The organism is Mesobacillus sp. S13, assembly GCF_020422885.1.
GTDB lineage: Bacteria > Bacillota > Bacilli > Bacillales > Cytobacillaceae > Mesobacillus > Mesobacillus selenatarsenatis_A.
The window spans coordinates 1342026-1363553 of sequence record NZ_CP084622.1; the positions used below are offsets into that span (position 1 = coordinate 1342026).

Annotated in this window: 19 protein-coding genes; 9 read left to right on the forward strand and 10 right to left on the reverse strand. The window is 42.9% G+C overall.

Annotation, left to right across the window (positions count from 1 at the left end; all coding sequences use genetic code 11):
• Positions 1-25: 25 nt before the first annotated feature.
• On the forward strand, positions 26-1201 hold the full coding sequence (locus LGO15_RS06745) for an IS256 family transposase (protein ID WP_226085015.1): 1176 nt from the start codon (positions 26-28) through the stop codon (positions 1199-1201).
• 360 nt (positions 1202-1561) lie between these two features.
• Here LGO15_RS06745 and LGO15_RS06750 read toward each other — a convergent pair whose 3' ends face one another.
• Together LGO15_RS06750 and LGO15_RS06755 are read right to left on the reverse strand one after the other, a co-directional pair.
• A complete protein-coding gene (locus LGO15_RS06750; protein WP_167832144.1) occupies positions 1562-2923 on the reverse strand; it encodes an MATE family efflux transporter in 1362 nt (453 codons plus the stop codon).
• A 250-nt stretch (positions 2924-3173) separates the two neighbouring features.
• Positions 3174-4934 (reverse strand): alpha-glycosidase, encoded by a 1761-nt coding sequence (locus LGO15_RS06755; protein ID WP_226087834.1) that lies wholly within the window; start codon positions 4932-4934, stop codon positions 3174-3176.
• 361 nt (positions 4935-5295) lie between these two features.
• On the opposite strand from LGO15_RS06755, the gene LGO15_RS06760 reads away from it, so the two are divergent.
• The 5 genes from LGO15_RS06760 (at position 5296) to LGO15_RS06780 (ending at position 11895) form a co-directional block, all read left to right on the forward strand.
• Positions 5296-6573 carry a sugar ABC transporter substrate-binding protein gene (locus tag LGO15_RS06760; protein WP_167832145.1) on the forward strand — a complete coding sequence of 426 codons (1278 nt, stop codon included), beginning with the start codon at positions 5296-5298 and terminating at the stop codon, positions 6571-6573.
• A gap of 441 nt (positions 6574-7014) precedes the next feature.
• Positions 7015-8298: a carbohydrate ABC transporter permease gene (locus tag LGO15_RS06765; protein WP_167832146.1), complete on the forward strand. Its 1284-nt coding sequence runs from the start codon at positions 7015-7017 to the stop codon at positions 8296-8298.
• Position 8299: 1 nt separating this feature from the next.
• The gene (locus tag LGO15_RS06770) at positions 8300-9142 is read left to right on the forward strand and encodes a sugar ABC transporter permease (protein ID WP_167832147.1); all 843 of its coding nucleotides are present in this window, start codon (positions 8300-8302) and stop codon (positions 9140-9142) included.
• 71 nt (positions 9143-9213) lie between these two features.
• Positions 9214-10746 (forward strand): alpha-amylase family glycosyl hydrolase, encoded by a 1533-nt coding sequence (locus LGO15_RS06775; RefSeq protein ID WP_226087146.1) that lies wholly within the window; start codon positions 9214-9216, stop codon positions 10744-10746.
• A 105-nt stretch (positions 10747-10851) separates the two neighbouring features.
• Positions 10852-11895, forward strand: a complete 1044-nt coding sequence (locus tag LGO15_RS06780; RefSeq protein ID WP_167832149.1) for a LacI family DNA-binding transcriptional regulator — start codon at positions 10852-10854, stop codon at positions 11893-11895.
• Positions 11896-11939: 44 nt separating this feature from the next.
• Here the strand turns inward: LGO15_RS06780 and LGO15_RS06785 are convergent, their stop codons facing one another.
• The 3 genes from LGO15_RS06785 to LGO15_RS06795 form a co-directional block, all read right to left on the reverse strand.
• Positions 11940-12806, reverse strand: coding sequence for an SDR family oxidoreductase (locus LGO15_RS06785; protein WP_167832150.1), 867 nt, complete (start codon positions 12804-12806; stop codon positions 11940-11942).
• Between the two features lie 320 nt (positions 12807-13126).
• Entirely contained in the window at positions 13127-14779 is a 1653-nt protein-coding gene (locus LGO15_RS06790; protein ID WP_226087147.1) for a CoA-disulfide reductase, read from the reverse strand.
• 295 nt (positions 14780-15074) lie between these two features.
• Positions 15075-15566 carry a YajQ family cyclic di-GMP-binding protein gene (locus LGO15_RS06795; RefSeq protein ID WP_226087148.1) on the reverse strand — a complete coding sequence of 164 codons (492 nt, stop codon included), beginning with the start codon at positions 15564-15566 and terminating at the stop codon, positions 15075-15077.
• 175 nt (positions 15567-15741) lie between these two features.
• Here LGO15_RS06795 and LGO15_RS06800 point away from each other — a divergent pair, with 175 nt between their 5' ends.
• Positions 15742-16605 (forward strand): CvfB family protein, encoded by an 864-nt coding sequence (locus LGO15_RS06800; protein ID WP_226087149.1) that lies wholly within the window; start codon positions 15742-15744, stop codon positions 16603-16605.
• A 237-nt stretch (positions 16606-16842) separates the two neighbouring features.
• Here the strand turns inward: LGO15_RS06800 and LGO15_RS06805 are convergent, their stop codons facing one another.
• Positions 16843-16974, reverse strand: a complete 132-nt coding sequence (locus LGO15_RS06805) for a DUF3941 domain-containing protein (RefSeq protein ID WP_071976845.1) — start codon at positions 16972-16974, stop codon at positions 16843-16845.
• 63 nt (positions 16975-17037) lie between these two features.
• Complete coding sequence (locus LGO15_RS06810) at positions 17038-17898, reverse strand: DegV family protein (RefSeq protein ID WP_226087150.1); 861 nt, start codon at positions 17896-17898, stop codon at positions 17038-17040.
• A 129-nt stretch (positions 17899-18027) separates the two neighbouring features.
• Between LGO15_RS06810 and LGO15_RS06815 the strand changes: the two genes are divergently transcribed.
• Positions 18028-18870: a YitT family protein gene (locus LGO15_RS06815; RefSeq protein WP_167832155.1), complete on the forward strand. Its 843-nt coding sequence runs from the start codon at positions 18028-18030 to the stop codon at positions 18868-18870.
• A 22-nt stretch (positions 18871-18892) separates the two neighbouring features.
• On the forward strand, positions 18893-19681 hold the full coding sequence (locus LGO15_RS06820; RefSeq protein ID WP_226087151.1) for a BsuPI-related putative proteinase inhibitor: 789 nt from the start codon (positions 18893-18895) through the stop codon (positions 19679-19681).
• A gap of 40 nt (positions 19682-19721) precedes the next feature.
• Here the strand turns inward: LGO15_RS06820 and LGO15_RS06825 are convergent, their stop codons facing one another.
• The 3 genes from LGO15_RS06825 to LGO15_RS06835 form a co-directional block, all read right to left on the reverse strand.
• Positions 19722-19913, reverse strand: coding sequence for a DUF3813 domain-containing protein (locus LGO15_RS06825; RefSeq protein ID WP_226087152.1), 192 nt, complete (start codon positions 19911-19913; stop codon positions 19722-19724).
• Between the two features lies 1 nt (position 19914).
• On the reverse strand, positions 19915-20067 hold the full coding sequence (locus LGO15_RS06830; protein WP_167832158.1) for a hypothetical protein: 153 nt from the start codon (positions 20065-20067) through the stop codon (positions 19915-19917).
• A 577-nt stretch (positions 20068-20644) separates the two neighbouring features.
• Positions 20645-21463 (reverse strand): Cof-type HAD-IIB family hydrolase, encoded by an 819-nt coding sequence (locus LGO15_RS06835; RefSeq protein ID WP_167832159.1) that lies wholly within the window; start codon positions 21461-21463, stop codon positions 20645-20647.
• Between the last annotated feature and the right edge of the window lie 65 nt (positions 21464-21528).

The window sequence follows — 21528 nt, forward strand, 5'->3', positions numbered from 1 at the left end:
TAAACAAGTGAAAAGAGGAATATAAATGACTCAAGTACAGTTTAACCTGAATGTTGATGTTTTAAAAGAAGCTATTGTAAATTCCAATCTTGATATGGTGATTAAATCTGCCGTTGTGTTGGTATTAAATGAGTTTATGGAAAAGGAAAGAGACGACTATTTAAAGGCTGCACCTTATGAACGTGCTGTCGAACGTCGTGACTACCGGAACGGTTACTATGAACGTGAGCTGTTGATGAGTATTGGAAATATAGCCCTAAAGGTTCCACGGACGCGTAATGGAGAATTTTCAACCACCGTTTTCGAAAAGTATGCCCGGTGTGATCAAGCTATGGTCCTCTCCATGTTGGAGATGGTTGTCAATGGTGTTTCGACCCGGAAAGTGACCAACATCGTGGAACAGCTTTGTGGAAAGAATGTTTCCAAGTCCTTTGTTTCATCCCTTACACAGAAGCTTGATCCCATTGTAAATGAATGGGCTGGGCGACCTTTGAATACTACCTACTACCCTTACGTTTTTGCAGATGCCATGTATATAAAGGTGCGAGAGCACCATCGTGTCGTATCTAAGGCTGTTTATATTGCAACAGCCATTACAGAGAATCATACACGTGAAATCCTTGGCCTTAGTGTTGACCATACGGAAAGTTTTGAAAGCTGGAGCCGTTTTTTTCAACAGCTTAAATCACGCGGACTCCAATCACCAAAACTTATAATTTCAGATGCCCACCAAGGACTACAGAAAGCCATCCAACGTGAATTTATTGGCACTGCTTGGCAAAGATGCAATGTCCATTTCAAACGGAATATTATTGATAAATTGCCTAAAAAGGATTCAGCCGAAATCCGCATGATGATTAAGCGAGTATTTGAAGCAGTTACGATTGAAGATGTACGCCGGTTCAAGGATGAATTGATGAACCGTTTTAGTAATGAGTCAAGGTTTGGAAAAGCGCTTGCTATATTAGATGAAGGTTTCGAAGATACCATACAATATATGAATTTCCCAGAAGCTATCAGGATCCATATCCGAAGCACCAACTCATTGGAACGGCTGAACCAGGAGGTTCGTAGAAGAGAAAGAGTGATTCGTATTTTCCCTAATTCCCAATCTGCGTATCGTTTGGTTGGCGCTGTTCTGATGCATTACCATGTGTCAGACTACTCAAAGAGGAAATCTTTAAAGGGTCGGGTATATTAGCCGCATTTTCAGCTCCACTTCCATCATGGATGATTACATCTCCGGGAAGGGATATCAAATTGAAAACCATTTGACATCCCTTCCCGAAGATGAAGAAAAGAAACCATGGAAGTTTCGCAAAAAAATGAAAGGGTTTGGTTGAGATTACTTGCCGTTAATTTTACACAATAACCAGGACTTGACTGGAAACGCCCTCTATAAGGATACGAATAAGAATGAATCGTACCCTTATGCGAGAGAAACGCCCTCTATAAGGATACGAATAAGAATGAATCGTACCCTTATGCGGGGGAAACGCCCTCTATAAGGATACGAATAAGAGTTGACCGCCCCATAAGCGGCCGGTTTCATCTCCACAAACTATTCGGCCTGCACGGGCTGGGAATCCGGTACGAATGATTTTTTCACCCATACTCGTGATCTCCAGCGCCAGAGCATCAAAAGTCCGCGGAGCCATTCGTCGGCGATGAAGGCGATCCATATTCCAACCAGCCCCATACCAAGATGTATTCCAAGGAAATAAGACAAGGTGACACTGACTCCCCACATCGAAAGGATTCCCATATATACAGGGAATTTCACGTCACCCGCTGCCCTGAGCGAACTGATCAGTACCAAGTTAAAGGATCTGCCTGGTTCAAGGATGATTGTAAGCAAGATCAAGGTGGTGCCGAGTTCGATGATACTCAGATTATCAGTGAAGATTCCCAACAGGTTTTTTGAAAAGAAGGAGACAATCGAAGCTGTAACGATGGATATGATAATCGCCAGCTTCAGGCTTTTTAATGCACGTTTATAAGCATTCTCGATTTCCTTTGCACCAACCATATGCCCAATCAAAATTTGTGTTCCCTGGCTGATGGCGATGCTGAAAAGGAAGATGAACATCATGACATTCTGGGTATAAACTTTTGCCGTTAAAGCTTGTGTTCCAAGTGTGGCGATAAAATAAGTGATGACCATTTGTGATCCATTGTAGCTCAAATGCTCCCCGGCAGAAGGAATCCCGATATTAAGGAGGTTTTTCAAATGTTTCTTTGGAAAACTGAACAGCATTGAAAGTGGCAGTGAGCCGGGAACTCTTTTCGTCATCACATAAATGGCTGCCAGCAATCCGAGGACCCGGCTGACGGTGGTGGAGATCGCCACGCCTTCTACACCAAGGACTGGGAAGCCGAAAGGCCCGAAGATGAAGAAATAGTTGCCGATGACATTCAGCACGTTCATGCCGATTGTGACATACATGATATCACGTGTGAATCCATAGCTGCGAATGATGCTACTGACTGTCATGATCAGCGACTGGATGAATGAAAAGCCACCGACAATCCGTAAATAGGAATTGGCTTCATCAAAAAGTTCAGGGGGCAAGTCCATCAATCTGAGCAGTTGCTCGCTGAAAATGAAAACGGCTGCGCTCAGGACCAGTCCGAATACAAGATTCGCACCAATTGAGACAGCTGAAACCTCACGTGCATCATCATCCATTTTCGCACCAAGGTTTTGGGCAACAAGGATGGCAGTTCCGGTCGCAATGAAGCCGAACATCACGATTACCATGGAAAGAATCTGGTTGGAAACACCTACTGCAGCCACGGAGTTATCCGAATACTGGGACAGCATCAGCGTATCCGCATTTCCCATCAGCATATATAGCAGGATTTCAATAAAGAGTGGCCAAGTAATGGCAAAAAGCGATAATTTAGCAGTTTTATTTTTCATGTTTTACATCTCCAAGTTGTCATTCAATTCTTTCATTATACAGACTATAGGAGGAAATTGAAGCGAAAATGATTCGTTTTCCGAAAAAACTTTATTCTGAAAAATTCAGAATCCGAAAGTACTCATTTTCATTAACAAACGGGAATGAGAACTAAGCGGATTTTCACTTATGCTTGAGAAAGCTACAAAGTTTATTAACAGCTAAAAAAAAGCAAACCCCTTTCCAAATCAGGAAAGGGGGCTGCGATTTTTAAAATTGGAACAATGCGAATCCATTTGCGGCAATCTTGGCTGTAAGGTCATCGCTTTCAGCCGCATATTCTTCACCAGTGTAGATATTGGTTATTTTTTTGCCTTTCAAATTAAATGGCAGATGATAGCTTGCTTCTTCATCACTCATATTCACGACGACCAAAATGGTTGTTTCGCCGTTTGATTTCGTGTAGGCAAAGCAGCTTTCATGATAATCGGAAGGAATGAAGTGAAGTTCACCTTCATTTGCCAGCAGCGGATACTCTTTGCGAAGCTGGAGCATCTTTTGGACATGCTCGAACATATCCTTGTTCTGGTCTTCTTCATTCCACTTCATGCACTCACGGCAGCCTGGGTCCTGCGGGCCGCTCATGCCGATTTCATCTCCGTAATAGATACATGGAGTGCCGATATAAGAAAGCAATACAGTAAAGATTTGTTTCAGTTTATCCTCGTCATGGCCGCACTCGGTCAAAATTCTTGGAGTATCATGGCTGCCAATCAAGTTGAAGGCGACTTCATTGACGTTCTTCGGATACATATGATTGACGGTCGTCATGTTTTCGATAAATTCTTTCACCGAAATGGTCCCGCGTGCAAACAAGTTCAGGATATTGGTCGTGAAGGGATAGTTCATGACAGCGTCGAACTGGTCACCACGGAGCCATGGCATGGAATCATGCCAAATTTCACCGAGGATATAGATATCAGGTTTAATTGCTTTCACTTCGGTGCGGAATTTTCGCCAGAAAGAGTGGTCAACTTCATTGGCAACATCGAGTCTCCAGCCATCGATATCGAACTCACGCACCCAATAGCGTCCAACTTCAAGCAGATATTCAATGACTTCAGGATTTTCAGTATTCAGCTTCGGCATCGATTTTTCAAAAGCGAAGGTATTATAATTTGGCCTTGGCTCCATTACTAACGGGAATTCGTTAGTGTGGAACCAGTCTTTATAAGGTGATTCTTCACCTTTTTCAAGTACATCCTGGAACTGAGGGAAGTAGAAACCACTGTGGTTGAAAACAGCATCCAGCATGACCTTGATCCCGTGTTCGTGGCAAACCTGGACCAATTTCTTTAACGTTTCTTTGTCACCGAATTGCGGATCGATTTCCATGTAGTCGATCGTATCGTATTTATGGTTCGAATAGGCTTTGAAAATAGGCGTAAAATAAATACCGGTAATACCAAGCTTCGACAAATAGTCGATATTATTGATTACACCCTGTAGGTCACCGCCAAAGAAATTATCCCTTTCAGGAGGAGCACTGCCCCATGGCAAAGCACCTTCCGGATCATTTGATGGATCCCCGTTGCCAAATCGCTCTGGGAAAATCTGATACCAGACTGTATCTTTGACCCAGGATGGCGCACGGAACACATCGATATTATTAAGGTAAGGGAAGGTAAAATAATAGCCGGTATCATCCAAAGGTGGTTCATCATAAAACCCTTTTTCTGTTAGACAAGCTGTTTCGTTTCCGTCATTTAATATGAATCCGTATCGCATCCTGCGGAAAGGAGGTTTGATTGCGACAAACCAATAATCAAACAACTGGTCGGACCCGCTTTTAATCATCGGGACGGTATTCGTCATCCATTTTCCATCCTGCCAGTCATATGGATCACCATTCAGAAGGGTAACTTCTTTCATATCATCTTTTTTTGTCCGAATGCGAATATGTAATTCTTCATTAGTGCAAGCGTATGCATAATTATCTTTAGGACGGTGGTAAATCGCTTCTTTTAACAGGGGGGACCATTCCTTTCTTTTATAAGGTGATGATGAAAAACGTAGAGTAGAATTTATCATAGTTCTACCTGGTGAAATTTTAACGGAAAGAACTATATTATATCAAGATTAAAACAAGGGTAGAACACTCATTTTGAAATGTCAATCATTAAAAAGCCGATTCACAAAACTTTAATGATTTGAGCTGTCTTTTAAAAAAAATAAAAAAATTAGTTGTCAAAAAGAATTAAGTCTTTATAATAAGAAGTAGGTTGTGCAATCGTTTTCATAGAGTTGCAAACTAAATTACAAACGTTTGCACAGATAGGAAGACCATCTGCACAATGAAAAGCAATTACACATTTTTAGGAGGGGTATACACATGAAAAAGGCATTGTCGATTTTCATGATGCTGGTCTTAATGATTGGCGCACTTGCTGCTTGTGGACCTAAAGAAGAAGAAAACACAGGTTCAAAAGACAACGGTGAGAAAACAGAAGATGCTTCTAAACCAGAGAAGCTAGTAGTTTGGGAAGATAAAGATAAGTCTGGCTGGCTTGAAAAAGTAGCTGCAGACTTCGAAAAAGAACACGGTGTTAAAATCGAGTTCAAAGAGGTAGAAATGGCTACAAAAATGAAAGAGCAATTACGTCTTGATGGCCCTGCTGGAACTGGCCCAGACATCATCACTCTTCCACACGACCAAATCGGTGAACTTGCAGTCCAGGGACACATCGCTGAACTTAATGTAAGCGACGATGTGAAGAGCACTTTCTCTGAGTCTTCAATCTCAGCGCAAACTTTCGATGGTAAATTATACGGACTTCCAAAGTCTGCTGAAACTCCAGTATTCATCTACAACAAAGCTCTTATGACTGAAGTTCCTGCTACAATGGAAGACCTTTATGAATTCGCAAAAGCTAACACTAAAGACGGCAAATATGGTTTCCTTGCACTTTGGGATAACTTCTACTTTGCACACGCTCCAATCGCTGGTAACGGCGGATATGTATTCGGGGAAAAAGACGGCGCTCTTAACCCTCAAGATCTTGGCTTGAACAACGAAGGTGCTGTAAAAGGTACTGAGTACATCCAGAAGTGGTACGCTGAAAAACTATTCCCTAACGGAATCATCGGTGAAAACGGCGGATCTGCTATGGACGGACTATTCAACGAAGGTAATGTTGCTTCTGTCATGAACGGACCATGGGCATTCGGCGGCATGAAAGATGCTGGAATCGACTATGGTGCAGCTCCATTCCCTAAATTCGCTGACGGAACTCCAATGAAGACTTTCATGGGTGTTAAAGGATGGCACGTTTCTTCATACTCTAAGAACCAGGAATGGGCTACAAAGTTCCTTGAGTTCATCACAAACGACGAAAACGCTAAGTACCGTTTCGAGCAAACTGCTGAAGTACCAACTAACGTGGCTTTAGTTGACGACCCAGCAATCGCTGAAAACGAAGGCGCTAAAGCTGTTGCACTTCAGACTCAAGACGCAGTTCCAATGCCAAATATCCCTGAAATGGGTGAAGTTTGGGCACCAATGGCTAGCGCATTGCAAACTGTTGTAACAGGCAAAGCAGAGCCAAAAGCAGCTCTTGATTCAGCTGTAAAACAAATTCAGCAAAACATTGAGCAAAACCACTCTAAATAATAGTAGCAGTAGATATAGCAGTACCTCCCGCGGGGGGTACTGTTATATTTTCCAGCCCAATATTCCATTTTCTGTGTTTTCCTAACCGGCATGTGAAAAGTCACAAAGTTTACGAAAACTGCAGTAAAAAAGTCTTTCATTGAGCAAACGGTTGCGCTAAAATAGAGGTAGTTAATCAGGTGCTTCATGAGAGTGAAAACAAGAGTTTTCGGAATAATACAGGAAGAGGAATTCCTTCTGTACGGATGAAAATGTATTCGTTCTCATAAAGCATCTGATGCTTTTAACAAGGTCTCCTCGCAGGGATTGCAGTTTTTCAAAGCTGCTGTATCCATTCTCTATCAAAGAAAATGTTTGATCGGGATTGGTTCAAAAGGCGGGAAAAGCGGGTTACACGATGAGAAGCCTTAAAAAACATAGAAAGAGAAAGGGGAATATAGGATGAAAGAGAAGTCCTATCAAACCAACCACCGTAGAATAGCAACTGCCCTTTCGATTATTCCAGGGCTAGGCCAGCTATACAACAAACAATATTTAAAAGGAATCGCATTTTTAGTTTTAACTGGTGCATTCTTCGGAGTGTTCTCAGACCTGCTCAATATGGGTCTATGGGGACTGTTTACACTGGGAGAGCAAACGCCTCGTGACCATTCCATCTTCTTGATGGTTGAAGGGATCTTGGCACTCATTGTCCTGATCTTTGGAATCGGTTTCTATCTGTTCAACTTAAATGATGCATATAAGACCGGCTTGAAAAGAGACATGGGAGAGCGTCTAAGCACGGTAAAAGAGCAATACAATAACCTGATCGATAATGGATTCCCATACCTGATCATGTCACCTGGATTCCTGCTATTGATTTTTGTTGTTGTATTCCCGATTCTATTCGTCGTTTTACTAGCATTCACTAACTATGATCTGTACCATTCACCACCTGCAAAATTGGTTGACTGGGTCGGACTTAAAAACTTCTTTGATTTGTTCCAATTAGAATCTTGGCGTCAGACATTCTTCTCCGTACTTTCATGGACAATCATCTGGACATTTGTCGCAACAACTTTCCAGGTTGCATTGGGCATGTTCCTTGCGATTCTCGTAAATCAGAAGGATGTTAAAGGAAAGGCTATCATCCGTACAGTATTCATTCTTCCTTGGGCTGTACCAGCATTCGTATCCATCCTTGTATTTGCTGGTATGTTCAATGAATCATTTGGTGCCATCAACCGTGACATCCTTGGATTCTTTGGAATCGATCCAATTCCATGGATGACAGAAGCGATGTATACGAAAATCGCACTGATCATGATTCAAACATGGCTTGGATTCCCGTTCATTTTCGCAATGGTCACTGGTGTCCTTCAATCCATTCCTGAAGAATTATATGAAGCAGCAACTGTGGACGGTGCGACAAACTTCCAGAAGTTCAAGAACATCACATTGCCGCTTGTGCTTTTCGCAACAGCGCCAATCTTGATTACACAATACACGTTCAACTTCAATAACTTCAATATTATTTATCTCTTTAATGGCGGAGGACCTGCTGTGCCAGGCGCAAATGCCGGCGGCACAGATATCCTGATTTCGTGGATTTACAGCCTCACGATGACATCTGCACAATATTCTAAAGCTGCTGCTATCACTATGCTCCTTTCATTGATTGTTATTGGAGTAGCTTTATGGCAGTTCAAGAGAACGAAATCATTCCAAGAAGAGGATATGATGTAATATGAGTATCAAACGACAGAAATATCTCAGACTGACACTAACGTACCTTGTGATTTTGGCTATGTTTGCTATTATTATTTACCCACTACTCTGGATTGTCGGTTCTTCCTTCAATCCAGGGCAAAGCTTGTCCGGTTCAAGCATCATCCCGAAAAATGCTACGCTTGACCACTATAAGGAACTGTTCGATACGAACCAGAGCGCGTACTTGTACTGGTACTGGAATTCATTGAAGGTAAGTGTCCTGACCATGGTGTTTACAGTCATCCTTGTCAGCCTTACAGCTTATTCATTTTCACGCTACCGTTTTATTGGCCGTAAGAACAGCTTGATGACATTCCTGATCCTGCAGATGATTCCAAACTTTGCAGCGCTGATCGCGATTTTCATCCTTGCGCTGTTGACTGGCCTTCTTGACACTCACTTAGGCTTGATCCTTGTATACGTTGGGGGCGCAATCCCGATGAATACATGGCTGATGAAAGGATATCTTGATACCATTCCGAAAGAACTTGATGAATCAGCCAAAATGGACGGTGCCGGCCACCTGAGGATCTTCTTCCAGATTGTCATGCCGCTTGCGACACCGATCATCGCAGTCGTAGCATTGTTCGCATTCATCGCTCCATTCGGTGACTTCATCCTGGCAAGAATCCTTTTAAGAACCGAAGAAAAATACACTCTTGCTGTTGGACTATATGATATGGTTGCCAAACAGTTCGGTGCAGAATTCACCACTTTCGCTGCAGGTGCAGTATTGATCGCGGTACCGATTGCTATCCTCTTCCTGTCATTCCAAAAATACTTTGTTTCTGGTTTGACGGCAGGAGGAACAAAAGGATAATCTATTAGGGCAGAAACATTTTAAGCAAAGGCCATATTTGGTCTTTGCTTAAATTATGAGGAGGACCGGAGATGAAAAAAATGATCATCTTCATCTTGATTCCGTTTCTTCTTTTCAGCGCTCTCCCGGTAGGTGCCGTTGAAAATGAAGGACGCAAATGGCAGGATGAAACAATTTATTTCTTAATGGTTGACCGTTTTAACAACGGTGACAATAGCAATGATTTTGAGGTTGATGCGAATGATCCTAAGGCTTACCATGGAGGCGATTTCCAGGGTGTCATCGACCAGCTTGATTATATTAAGGACATGGGATTCACCGCAATCTGGCTGACGCCAGTGTTCGATAATGTCGATATGGGGTACCATGGTTATTGGATTAAAGATTTCTATAAGACAGAAGAGCATTTTGGAAGCGTTGACAAGTTCAAAGAGCTGGTAAAAGAGGCTCATGATCGTGACATTAAGGTCATTCTTGATTTCGTCGTCAACCATGTCGCTCCAGAACACGAATGGGTAAATGATCCGGCCAAGAAAGACTGGTTCCATGAAAAACAGGATATTCTTGACTGGAATGACCAGGAACAGCTGGAGAATAACTGGCTTTACGGACTTCCCGATTTAGCTCAGGAAAATCCGGAGACGAGACAATATCTAATGGATGCCGCTAAGTGGTGGATTGAAGAAACTAATATCGATGGTTATAGGCTGGATACTGTCCGCCATGTACCTGTTGAATTCTGGGAAGATTTTTCAAAAGAAGTGAAAAGTGTCAAAGATGATTTTTACCTGATTGGTGAGGTGTGGTCTGAAGATCCGAATTATATCGCTGAATATGATAAGGCTGGAATCGATGGCTTTGTCGATTTTCCATTGAATGAGCAGCTTCGTACAGCGTTTGAAAAACCGGATCAGACTTTGGACTGGCTCTTAACAACAGCGAAAAGAAATAAATCGATATACGAAAACCCGGAATTGATGGGGAATTTTATCGACAACCATGATATGGTCAGGTTCACAAGGAAAGCAGTCCAGAACAGGCAGCATCCAGGAACAAGATGGAAGATGGCACTCACATATATGTATACTGCTCCTGGAATCCCAATTGTTTATTACGGAAGTGAGATTGCCCTCGATGGCGGGGAAGATCCGGACAACCGAAGACAAATGAGTTTCAGGGCGGATAAAGAATTAATTGATTACATCACGAAGATTGGTGAACTTCGCAATGAGCTTCCTTCTTTAAGAAGAGGTGATTTGGAAGTTCTATATGAAAAGAAAGGCATGGCTGTTTTCAAGAGAACCTATGAAAATGAAACATCTGTCATTGCCATCAATAACACTTCCAGCACTCAGCACGTCACATTGACAGCGGACCAGCTGAAAGATGATCAAGAGCTGAGAGGCTTGCTTGCAAATGATCTTGTCAGAAGCAAGGATGGGGAGTATAACCTTGCTTTAGAACGGGAAAAAGCAGAAATTTATGTACTAGCGGAAAAAACAGGATTGAACATCCCTTACTTAGTGGCATTGGGCGCTGTATATGCTGCTTTCTTCGGCTTCATTTTCCTTCTTTTTAAAAGGAGAAAGAGGAGTAAAGAATAAGTGAGAATCAGTCCAAAACTTGGCTAGAAAAAACAAGCAAAATATCAGGGCAATTCATTTATAATAGAGATAAGGAATTTTTCTGGCAAAAGGGAGGGGAACTTAATGGCTGTCACAATAAAAGATGTTGCGAAGGTAGCAAATGTCGCGCCTTCAACTGTCTCACGTGTTATCGCCAATAGTCCGAGAATCAGCGAAAAAACGAAAGAAAGAGTCAGGGAGGTTATGGACCAGCTTGGGTATCACCCAAACTTCATCGCCAGAAGCCTAGCCAGCCAATCAACTCGGGCAATTGGCCTGGTCATGCCGAGTTCTACTGATGTAGTATTCCAAAACCCATTCTTCCCAACGGTCTTGACAGGATTGAGCGAAGGCGCGCATTCAAAGCAGTACGCCCTTCATATGACTACTGGGAAGACAGAGGATGAAATATTTGATGGAGTAGTCGCGATGGTACAGGGCGGCAGAGTAGATGGTGCAATCCTTCTCTATTCGAAGGTGGAAGACAGGGTCATTGCCTATCTGAAGGAAAGAAATTTTCCTTTTGTCGTCATCGGCAAGCCTTTTAAAGATGATGAAAATACGAATTATGTTGATAATGATAACTTCAAAGCCGGCAAAGAAGTAACCGAGCATTTGATTCAGCTTGGCCATGATCGGATTGGTTTCATCGGAGGAAATCTGGATTTGGTTGTTACGGTGGAGCGCTTGCTTGGCTATGAAAAAGCTTTGAGGAACTCCGGGATCCATCTGGAAGACAAATACATTGTCAATGATGAATTTCTCCGTGAAAGCGGCCAGGATGCTGTTGAAGTTTTGCTTTCGCTAGAACACCCACCTACCGCCATAGTAGTTACCGATGACTTGATGGCACTCGGTGTGCTGAATAAGCTGGATGAAATGGGAATCGCGGTACCTCAGGACGTCTCCATCGTCAGCTTTAACAATGTGCTGATCGCCGAGATGGCAAGACCGCCTTTAACTTCAGTCGATATTAACATTTTCGAGCTGGGGTATCAGGCTGCTAAAAGTTTGATTCAAATCATCGAAAACCCTAATGAGCCTACCAAACGGATAATTGTCCCTTTCAATATAGTGACACGTTATTCCTGCGGTCACCCGAAGGATTATAAGGAAGTACTTGTGTAAAAAAACTGCACCTCCCATTATTGGAGGTGCAGTTTTTAGTTCTATTAGCCATTCACGATTGTGCCGCCATTGACGTGGATTGTCTGTCCGCTAACATAAGTGGAGTCGTCGCTGGCTAAATACACATAGGCAGGTGCCAATTCATACGGCTGGCCTGCATGTCCCATTGGAGCGTTTGTGCCGAACTTAGCTACTTCCTCGGCTGTGAAAGTCGATGGAATGAGTGGAGTCCAGATTGGGCCAGGAGCCACGCTGTTGACTCGGATACCCTGTGACGCCAGGGACATGGCAAGAGAACGCGTAAACGATACGATAGCCCCTTTAGTCGAAGAATAGTCAAGCAGCTTCTCATTGCCCTTATAGGCTGTAATGGAAGAGGTATTGATGATCGTGCTGCCTTTTTTAAGATGCGGCAAGACCGCTTTTGTCAGATGGAAGATCGAGAATACATTTGTGCGGAACGTCTTTTCCAGCTGATCCGCAGAAATATCCAGCAGACTCTTTTGCGGATGCTGCTCTGCAGCGTTATTGACAAGGACATCAATTTTATCGAACTCTTCAAGTGTTTTCTTAGTCACTTCCTCACAGAAATGCTCATTTCCGATATCACCCGCAAGCAGCAGGCATTTACGGCCTTCAGCTTCAATGAGTTCTTTAGTCGTTTGCGCATCCTTGCTTTCCTCAAGATAGACAATTGCTACATCTGCGCCTTCTTTTGCAAAGTAGATTGCAACCGATTTACCGATTCCGCTATCGCCTCCTGTAATCAAAGCAACCTTGCCAGAAAGTTTACCAGATCCCTTATAGTTTTCATCAACCGATTTTGGCTCAGGATTCATTTCCGGTTCAGTTCCAGGCTGATGATTCTGGTGCTGCGGCGGGAATCCCTGTTTCTTATTTTCATTAGACATAATCAAATTCACTCCTTTAATATGAATCACCATTTATTAAATTCCTTAAAAAACCAGATTAAAAACATGGAAATTACTTCTTAATGCACAAAAGTGAGGAGAGGGAGAAGATTTCTGTCCATCACGAAGGTGATGACGGACAAAAAGAGGGAAGGCGACGAGAGTATTGTCCGTCAAGGAGGTGATGATGGACAAAAAGAGGTGGGAAAACGGAATTTCTGTCCGTCATGGAGGCGATGATGGACAAAAAGAGGTAGGAAGACAGTATTTCTGTCCATCAAACAAAGCGGCCTCCTTAAAAGGAAGCCGCCTCAATTTCGTTATTGTAATTTGTTTTTAAAGATAGAGTAAGTCTTATAGCCGCCAGTCAGGTTCTTGACCTTGAAGCCGTTTTGCTGAAGGATACGGGACGCTAGGTATCCTCTCAGGCCAACCTGGCAAGTGATCAGGATCGTTTCATCTTTTGGAAGCTCATCAAGGCGCTTGCGCAAGTCATCAAGCGGGATGTTCTTTGATCCTTCAATTTTGCCTTGTGCGTGTTCTTTCTCTGTGCGAACGTCAATCAGGAAAGCGCCGTCTTTGACCAAATCATCAACCTCATAGTGCTGTACTGTTTCAATTGTGCCGTCAACAATATTGGAAGCTACATATCCAGCCATGTTCACTGGATCTTTTGCAGATGAGAAAGGCGGTGCATATGCAAGCTCAAGCTCTTGAAGGTCATAGACGCTTAATCCGCCTTTGATTGCTGTTGCAATAACATCAATACGCTTGTCAACACCATCTTTACCTACTGCCTGTGCACCGAAGATCTTGCCAGTCTCTCTGTCGAAAATGACTTTAAGAGAGATTTGTTCTGCGCCAGGATAGTAACCAGCGTGAGATAGTGGGTGGATGTGCACCACTTCATATGGAATACCCAGTCTTCGCAGCAGTTTTTCGCTGTTACCAGTAGTGGCAGCAGTCATTTCAAATACTTTTACGATAGATGTGCCCAGTGTACCAGGATAGGCGATCTTGCGGCCGTTTATATGATGTCCGACAATATGCGCCTGACGGTTTGCAGGCCATGCGAGCGGAATCATCGTAGGCTGCCCATTGATATAGTCGGTAACCTCGATTGCATCACCCATTGCGTATATGGACTCGTCAGAAGTCTGCAGGTATTCATTTACCTTGATGCCGCCGCGTTCTCCAAGTTCAAGGCCAGAGTCAGCTGCAAGCTTGTTCTCTGGGCGGACACCGATTGACAGGATGATTAATTCAGAATCAAGGACTTTGCCGCTTTCTAGGACAACCTTTGTGCCATTCTCTTGAACGTCAGTGATACCGTCTCCAAGAATCAGCTCAACGCCATTTTTCCTCAATTCATCCTCAACGATCGCCGCCATTTCTGGATCAACCGGACCCATGACCTGTGGCAATTTCTCAACTAGGGTTACCTTGACTCCAGCGTGGACAAGGTTTTCCGCCATTTCCAGACCGATGAACCCGCCGCCGATTACGACGGCATTGTTTGGTTTATTGTCTTCAAGGTATGCTTTGATTTTATCCATATCTGGAATATTTCTAAGCGTAAATACGTTTGCGCTCTTTAAGCCTTCGATTGGAGGAACGATTGGTTTCGCCCCTGGTGATAGAACGAGTACATCATAGCTTTCTGTATACACTTCACCAGTTTGTACGTGTTTAATTGAAACCGTTCTTTCTTCACGGTTGATTGCCGTTACTTCAGAGAAGTTGCGGATATCCAGGTTGTAGCGTGCATTCATGCCTTCAACAGTTTGCAAAAGCAACTTTTTGCGATCTTCAATAACACCACTGATATGATAAGGCAGTCCGCAGTTTGCAAAAGAAATGAACTCTCCTCTTTCAAATAGAACAATCTCAGCTTGCTCATCGAGTCTTCTTAGTTTAGTTGCTGTAGTTGCTCCACCTGCTACGCCGCCCACAATTACGATTTTTTTACCCATTGTATTGTCATCCTTTCGGTTGAAAAAATTTAATTGTTTTATACCCCTACTGGTATATTAACGTGAAAATAGGGGAAATCCAATAGTACTTTGTGAAGGATTTGTGAATGTTTTACCAAATTAAATCTGGATAACAGACTAATGTCACATTCAGGACCAATACATTCATTCTAACGTGTTAATAGGAAAATACCTTAGGTGGTTTGTGAACCATTCATGAATTTTCATAAAAATAAAAGCGGACAATGTCACCATAGTCCGCTTTTATCCAATATTATTTAGTCTTAGCTTTATTTTAACGATAATTCACGAACTGCACATCTACAGTAAGATCTGCTTCTTTGACAGCAGTTATGATTTTTTGAAGGTCATCGCGGTTCTTGCCTGTAACACGAACCTGGTCATCCTGAACCTGGCTCTTGACCTTCAAGCCGCTGTTTTTGATGATTGTATTGATTTTCTTTGCATTCTCCTTGTCGATTCCCTGTACGAGCTTTGCTCTTTGGCGAACGGTCCCGCCTGAAGCACGTTCTACTTTACCGTAATCAAGATTCTTAATTGGAATGCCGCGTTTGATCATCTTGCTGAATAGTACATCCTTCAACTGGTCAAGCTTAAATTCATCATCGGAAATGAGGACAAGTTCTTCTTTATCAAGTGAAATTTCACTTTTGCTTCCTTTAAAATCATAGCGATTCTGGATTTCTTTCATGGCGATGCTGATTGCATTCGTGACTTCAGACATTTCAACTTTGGATACAATATCAAATGAGCTCTCTTTAGACATGACTACCTCCGGGTAATGAAAAATTTTTGCTGGCCTCTGGATAAGGGAGCGTATGTATACCAGCGCTTTCGCTTTTGCTTACATTATAGTAAAATATAGCAGTTCAAACAACTTTACGTAATTTAGAGTTTTCGCTCTTTGGGTAAGATGTTAATAACAAGGCAGGAGGGATATTATGTCCTTGAACGAATATACAGGTCAGTCTTTGGAGCTGACAGTAGCAAGAATAGTTGATTTCGGGTATTTTTTAACGGACGGGGAGGAAGATGTGCTGCTCCATTTAAATGACACGGATCGATCATTTGAAGAAGGAGATAAGGTAGAAGTCTTTTTATTTGTGGAATCAAGAGGCAGGCTCGCTGCAACTACAACGATACCAAAAGTTAAGGTAGGACAATATGATTGGGTACCGGTTGTTGATGTCAAGGAAGGGATTGGCATATTCCTGGATATTGGCATCAGCAAGGATGTTCTGCTTGGTGAAGAAGATTTGCCAGTAGTGAAATCAGTCTGGCCAAAGGAAGGGGATTTGCTATATATCACACTGCGAGTGAATCGCAACAATATGATATACGCTCGAATGGCGACCGATCCTGTCATTCAGGATATCTCCGTCAAGGCTACAAGAAGCGACTTTAATAAAAATGTCCACGGATATATTTACCGGACAGCAAGAGTTGGCAGCTGGATGATCACAGCAGAGGGCTTTAAAGGTTTCATCCATGAATCACAGCGCCGCACAGAGCCGCGTATTGGCCAGAAGGTAGAGGGAAGGATCATTGATGTAAAACAGGATGGTTCTGTCAATATCTCTCTATTGCCGCGCAAGCTGGAAGCGTTGGATGAAGACGCAGAGAAAATCATGGAATATCTGGAGCTCCGCAATGGTGCCATGCCGTACCATGACAAGAGCATGGCCGAGGACATCCAGGAACGCTTCGGCATGAGCAAAGGCTCCTTCAAGCGGGCGATGGGCAGGCTGATGAAGGAAGGTAAGATCTATCAGGAAGAGAATTGGACTTATAAAAAAGAAAAATAGAGCCGGCTGGCTCTATTTTTTACTGGATAAGAAAGTATAAATTTTTCACTTAGATTAGTGTCTAGCTCCAGCGCCTAGCCAGTTTTCCTCCCCGAAAGTGCATCCTCGAGGATCTTGCGATAAGTGTCAGCTTTGAGCAGCTCGAGACGTTTCGGCCCTGCCAATGAAGTCAAAGTGCGACTTCACTGTCAGGCCTTCCAACGATTGTCGGGGCTGAATAAGGCGCTTGCGCTTTTCTTATAGGTGATCTGTTTTCTTGGAGTACTGGTTCTTTCCTGCTTTGCGGTTCTTTTCACGCATCATATTTTTTTCATGGCGAAGGGCATTGTTGTCCTTTGCTTTTTTATCGTTATCAGATGTGTGTGGCATATAAAAACTCCTTTCAGGTTAGGTACATTTTATTTTTCCTAAAACCCGAAAGGAGTATGTAAATTATGAAGGCAGTTTATTTAAGAAGAAAATAGCAATCGTACCTGGTCCAGTATGGGAGCCGACAGCTGCGCCAATAGAAGAGATGTATACATCTCTTGCATGAAGCTCTTCAAGAATCATATTCTTCATCTCAGTGGCTGTTTCGAAATCATCTGCATGGCTGATGCCGACAATTTGGTTCTCAAAAGCCGCACCGCGTTCCTTCATGACTTCAATAATCCTGCGAAGAAGCTTTTTCTTTCCGCGGATTTTTTCGATGGGAACTAATTTTCCATCCTCCACATTTAGCAGTGGCTTGATATTCAACAGGCCCCCTACGAAAGCAGATGCCTTTGATACGCGTCCGCCTTTTGCAAGATGGTCAAGGTCGTCTACAGTAAATAGATGCTCCATATGCTCGCTTAGGAACTGGACAGCTTCAATGATTTCATCCTTTGAATAATTCTCCTTAGCCATCCGGGCCGCTTCCATGACAACTAGTCCATATCCAAGCGAAGCACATTTTGTATCGATGATCGACAAGTTGAAGTCGGGATAGTCCTCCTTGACCTGCTGTGCAATCATGACGGCTGTCTGATATGTTCCTGACAATTGTGAAGAGAAAGCTATGTATATTCCATCCTGCTTGTTCTCGGCCAATTCCGTAAATACTTCTTTAAAACCAGCAGGAGAAGCCTGTGAGGTTTTCGGAAGGTTGCCAGCGCGGATTTGATCGTACACTTGCTTTGGCTGGATCGTTCGCAGGTCCTCATATTCAGTGTCATTAATATGGACCTTCAACGGGAATAGTATTGCATCATTTTCTTCATAAAAACTCAATGGCAAATCACATGCACTGTCAGCCATGATTTTTACTGACATCACTTTCACCTGCTTTCAACCTTTTTATGTTAATAGTTTATAGGGAATATCGTAAAAAGACAATTAAATATAGTGATTTTCGGCAAAATAGGGGTACAGGAAGAATAGAAAAGAATAAGGGGGATTTACATGGTCTGGTTGGAAACAAAAAAAATCATCATCGTGGTGATTGGGGCATTCCTGAATGCTCTGTCACTGAATTTATTTCTAATTCCGGCGAATGTCTATGCCAGCGGCTTTACCGGGATCGCTCAGCTCGTTTCGAGCATACTTGGAGCCTTTGCACCATTTACTATTTCTACCGGTATTCTTCTATTATTATTGAATATTCCGGTAACAATTCTTGGCTGGAAGAAGGTAGGAAAATCATTCACGCTCTACAGTTTTATCTCCGTGCTGCTTTCATCATTCTTTCTTGAGATCATTCCGGTAAAAGAAGTATCGAGTGATATTTTGCTGAATGCCGTTTTTGGGGGAGTCATTGCAGCGTTAGGTGTTGGGCTGACCTTAAAATGGGGTGCTTCCACAGGGGGAATGGATATTATTGCAATGGTCCTGTCACGAATGAATGATCGTCCGGTTGGTACATATTTCTTTACTTTGAATGGCATCATTATAATGACAGCTGGCTTTATATTCGGCTGGGAAAACGCTCTTTATACTCTTGTCGCTCTCTATGTGTCCACACGGTTAATCGATGCCATCCATACACGACATGAGAAACTGACGGCGATGATTGTTACGAAGAAGTCAGATGAATTAAAGAAGGCCATCCATGACAAGCTTGTACGTGGTATCACGCTGCTGCCTGCCAAGGGAGCTTTTTCAGGAGAAGAGAAGGAAATGCTTATCATCGTCGTCACTAGGTATGAATTGTATGACCTCGAACACATCATCAAGGAAGTTGATCCACATGCATTTACCAATATTGTTGAGACAGCAGGGATCTTCGGATTTTTCCGGAGGGAGTAGTAATTGAAACGGAGGTATGTAAATGAGGAAGGTCGGATTGATGATCATTTTGCTTTTAATGGCTGTGGCACCTGCCCTGGCGATTGGAGAAGAAAAAGAAACAACTGAAAAGCTTGAATACAGCTTTTACATTGATCCGTTGGCCGGACCTGAAAAAGCTGAATTTGAAATGATTCTGCAAAACCTTGGCGATACGGAACTGTCTTTTGAATTCCCGACGTCTCAGAAATACGAGATTACCGTTGTAGACGGAAGTAAACAGAAGGTATTTCAGTATTCAGAAGGAAAATCTTTTGCCCAGGCCTTTGAAACCGTGACCTTGAAACCGCAGGAGAAAATGAAATGGGTGGAAGTCTGGGATTACTCTGCTGAAGGAAAAAGAGTGCCAGAAGGGGAATACAGTGTCACTGCACAGTTAAGAGCCACAAGCGTCAACGGAAAAACGGTGAGTGACAAAAAACTGATCACAGATACAAAGATCATGTATATACCTAGTGAAAATCCTGTTTTTAAAAATATAACTTCTGAGGGCGGCAAAGGGATATATAAAGTAATGGGTGAAGTCAGGCCCATCAATGGCAAGTTCTACTATACGGTCGAAGATGGACATAATCAGCTGATTGCCGAAACTGAAGTGATTTCTGGCACAAAATACCCGCAATGGAAGCCATTCACGCTGGAAGTGTCAATACCTGAAAGTAAGCTCCCTCAGAACGGATCCGTCATCCTTAATCTTTACGAACGCAGCAAGGACGGAGAAATCATTCATACGTATCCAGTGCTGCTCGAAAGATTCAATCCTAATAAATAGCAAAGCAAAAGCTGGCGGGAATCCCGCCAGCTTTTGCTTTTTACTTGCTTTCAATTGAATTCAGCTCGTCCTGAAATGACCGAAGCTGCTCTTTTTCAGCCATCGTTGTATTGGCATAGGCTGAAGAAAGTGCATTTTTAGCTGTGCTGATGGCTGCAGACTGTTCCGCAGGCTCCGCAGTCTTAGCTAGTTGGACAGCTTTCCTTGCTTCCTGAAAAAGCCTGTTTCCCATACTAAATTCCTCCTAAAGAGGACTCTCTGACATTCGCCATCTTTTGAGCTTCAGCCTCGGCATACGTGGTGTGGTAAGGGATTCTTTCATCATGCTTGGAGACAGTATCTACCCCTTGCTGTACAAAACGCTTGGATTTATTGCTTTTACCCATCGTTTTACCCCTCCATCTACGAGCGAATTTGAAACAGGCATTACGCCGCTTCGATTATAGTATGCTCTTTTGGCATGAAAACAAACGATTCTGAAGCAAGTTGAGATGGGTTTGTGCAGGGAATGATTTACAATTTTTATCTAAGGAGAAAAATGGCGAAAACGCAAGAGCAAGCGATAGGGGGATTTCTAATGGACAAATAGAACGGAAATGAAGTGGAAAATGACCGATAGAGCCTATCTAACGGACAAACGCATCGCGAATCATCGGAAAAATGTCCGATAGAGCCCTTCTAACGGACAAAACAAGCAGGTCATCATCGGAAAAATGTCCGATAGAGCCCATCTAACGGACAAAATCAGAGGGAATCAGCAGAAAAATGTCCGATAGAGCTCGTCTAACGGACAAAATCAGAGGGAATCAGCAGAAAAATGTCCGATAGAGCCCGTCTAACGGACAAAACCAGAGGGAATCAGCAGAAAAATGTCCGATAGAGCCCGTCTAACGGACAAAATCAGAGGGAATCAACGAAAAAATGTCCGATAGATTTTTTCTACCGGACATCCTGTGGTTCTTATTATAGTGCTTTCAAATTAAGTAAGTCATTTAAATAGACGCCAATGCCGTCTTCTTCATTAGTCAATGTCATGTCGTTCGCGATGTTTTTCACTTCGTCAACTGCATTGCCCATCGCGATGCCGCGGCCTGCGTATTCAAGCATTTCCAAATCATTGTCTTCATCACCGAATGCGATGATGCGGTCAGCTGGGATTTGGAAATAATCCGATGCCTTCTTTAAACCAACTGCTTTGTTCAGGCCGTTTTTCACGATTTCAACGACATGGAACGGTGCAGCCCAGCTTCTGTGATCGATTACTTCGGCATGGACTTCTGACAAGTGTTGACGAATTTTACGGACATCCTCTTCATCAGAGTGGATCAGCATGCTCGTTGGTGATGCTTTCAAATATCTTCTCAAGTCGCCGGTTGTTATATTCGGGTTTCCCATATTAAAAATATCCATCAGTTTTTCATCATGATAGTGGACATAGACATCGTCAATGACTTCGGCAATAATGTTGTGGAATTTAAAATCGTCAAGTGCTTCTACAATATCTTTTGCCACATCGATAGATAGCGGAGAATGATGCACTCCCCAACTGCTATCGAGCGGGTGATGGATAAACGCGCCGTTGAAGTTGACTATTGGCGTATCAAGTGCCAGTTCATGATAATACATCTCGCTGGAACGGAAGGGTCTTCCTGTCGCGATCATGACCACATGGCCTGCTTCCCGTGCTTTTTTAATGACGTGTTTGTTCTTTTCTGAAATTGTTTTATCATCTGTTAGTAATGTTCCATCAAGGTCTAATGCAATTAAATGTTTTTCAGCCATAAATACTCCTTCTTAACTCGAATTTTTCATGAAATTTTTGAGTCCCAACCACTTGCATCTCACTC

What these genes read in the sequence shown, in the direction of transcription:
- LGO15_RS06765 (WP_167832146.1), top strand. Translation starts at nt 7,015, where the DNA reads ATGAAAGAGAAGTCCTATCAAACCAACCACCGTAGAATAGCAACTGCC.
- LGO15_RS06815 (WP_167832155.1), top strand. Translation starts at nt 18,028, where the DNA reads ATGGTCTGGTTGGAAACAAAAAAAATCATCATCGTGGTGATTGGGGCA.
- LGO15_RS06825 (WP_226087152.1), bottom strand. Translation starts at nt 19,913, where the DNA reads ATGGGAAACAGGCTTTTTCAGGAAGCAAGGAAAGCTGTCCAACTAGCT.
- LGO15_RS06750 (WP_167832144.1), bottom strand. Translation starts at nt 2,923, where the DNA reads ATGAAAAATAAAACTGCTAAATTATCGCTTTTTGCCATTACTTGGCCA.
- LGO15_RS06760 (WP_167832145.1), top strand. Translation starts at nt 5,296, where the DNA reads ATGAAAAAGGCATTGTCGATTTTCATGATGCTGGTCTTAATGATTGGC.
- LGO15_RS06800 (WP_226087149.1), top strand. Translation starts at nt 15,742, where the DNA reads ATGTCCTTGAACGAATATACAGGTCAGTCTTTGGAGCTGACAGTAGCA.
- LGO15_RS06775 (WP_226087146.1), top strand. Translation starts at nt 9,214, where the DNA reads ATGAAAAAAATGATCATCTTCATCTTGATTCCGTTTCTTCTTTTCAGC.
- LGO15_RS06795 (WP_226087148.1), bottom strand. Translation starts at nt 15,566, where the DNA reads ATGTCTAAAGAGAGCTCATTTGATATTGTATCCAAAGTTGAAATGTCT.
- LGO15_RS06835 (WP_167832159.1), bottom strand. Translation starts at nt 21,463, where the DNA reads ATGGCTGAAAAACATTTAATTGCATTAGACCTTGATGGAACATTACTA.
- LGO15_RS06810 (WP_226087150.1), bottom strand. Translation starts at nt 17,898, where the DNA reads ATGTCAGTAAAAATCATGGCTGACAGTGCATGTGATTTGCCATTGAGT.
- LGO15_RS06820 (WP_226087151.1), top strand. Translation starts at nt 18,893, where the DNA reads ATGAGGAAGGTCGGATTGATGATCATTTTGCTTTTAATGGCTGTGGCA.
- LGO15_RS06785 (WP_167832150.1), bottom strand. Translation starts at nt 12,806, where the DNA reads ATGTCTAATGAAAATAAGAAACAGGGATTCCCGCCGCAGCACCAGAAT.
- LGO15_RS06790 (WP_226087147.1), bottom strand. Translation starts at nt 14,779, where the DNA reads ATGGGTAAAAAAATCGTAATTGTGGGCGGCGTAGCAGGTGGAGCAACT.
- LGO15_RS06770 (WP_167832147.1), top strand. Translation starts at nt 8,300, where the DNA reads ATGAGTATCAAACGACAGAAATATCTCAGACTGACACTAACGTACCTT.
- LGO15_RS06745 (WP_226085015.1), top strand. Translation starts at nt 26, where the DNA reads ATGACTCAAGTACAGTTTAACCTGAATGTTGATGTTTTAAAAGAAGCT.
- LGO15_RS06805 (WP_071976845.1), bottom strand. Translation starts at nt 16,974, where the DNA reads ATGCCACACACATCTGATAACGATAAAAAAGCAAAGGACAACAATGCC.
- LGO15_RS06780 (WP_167832149.1), top strand. Translation starts at nt 10,852, where the DNA reads ATGGCTGTCACAATAAAAGATGTTGCGAAGGTAGCAAATGTCGCGCCT.
- LGO15_RS06830 (WP_167832158.1), bottom strand. Translation starts at nt 20,067, where the DNA reads ATGGGTAAAAGCAATAAATCCAAGCGTTTTGTACAGCAAGGGGTAGAT.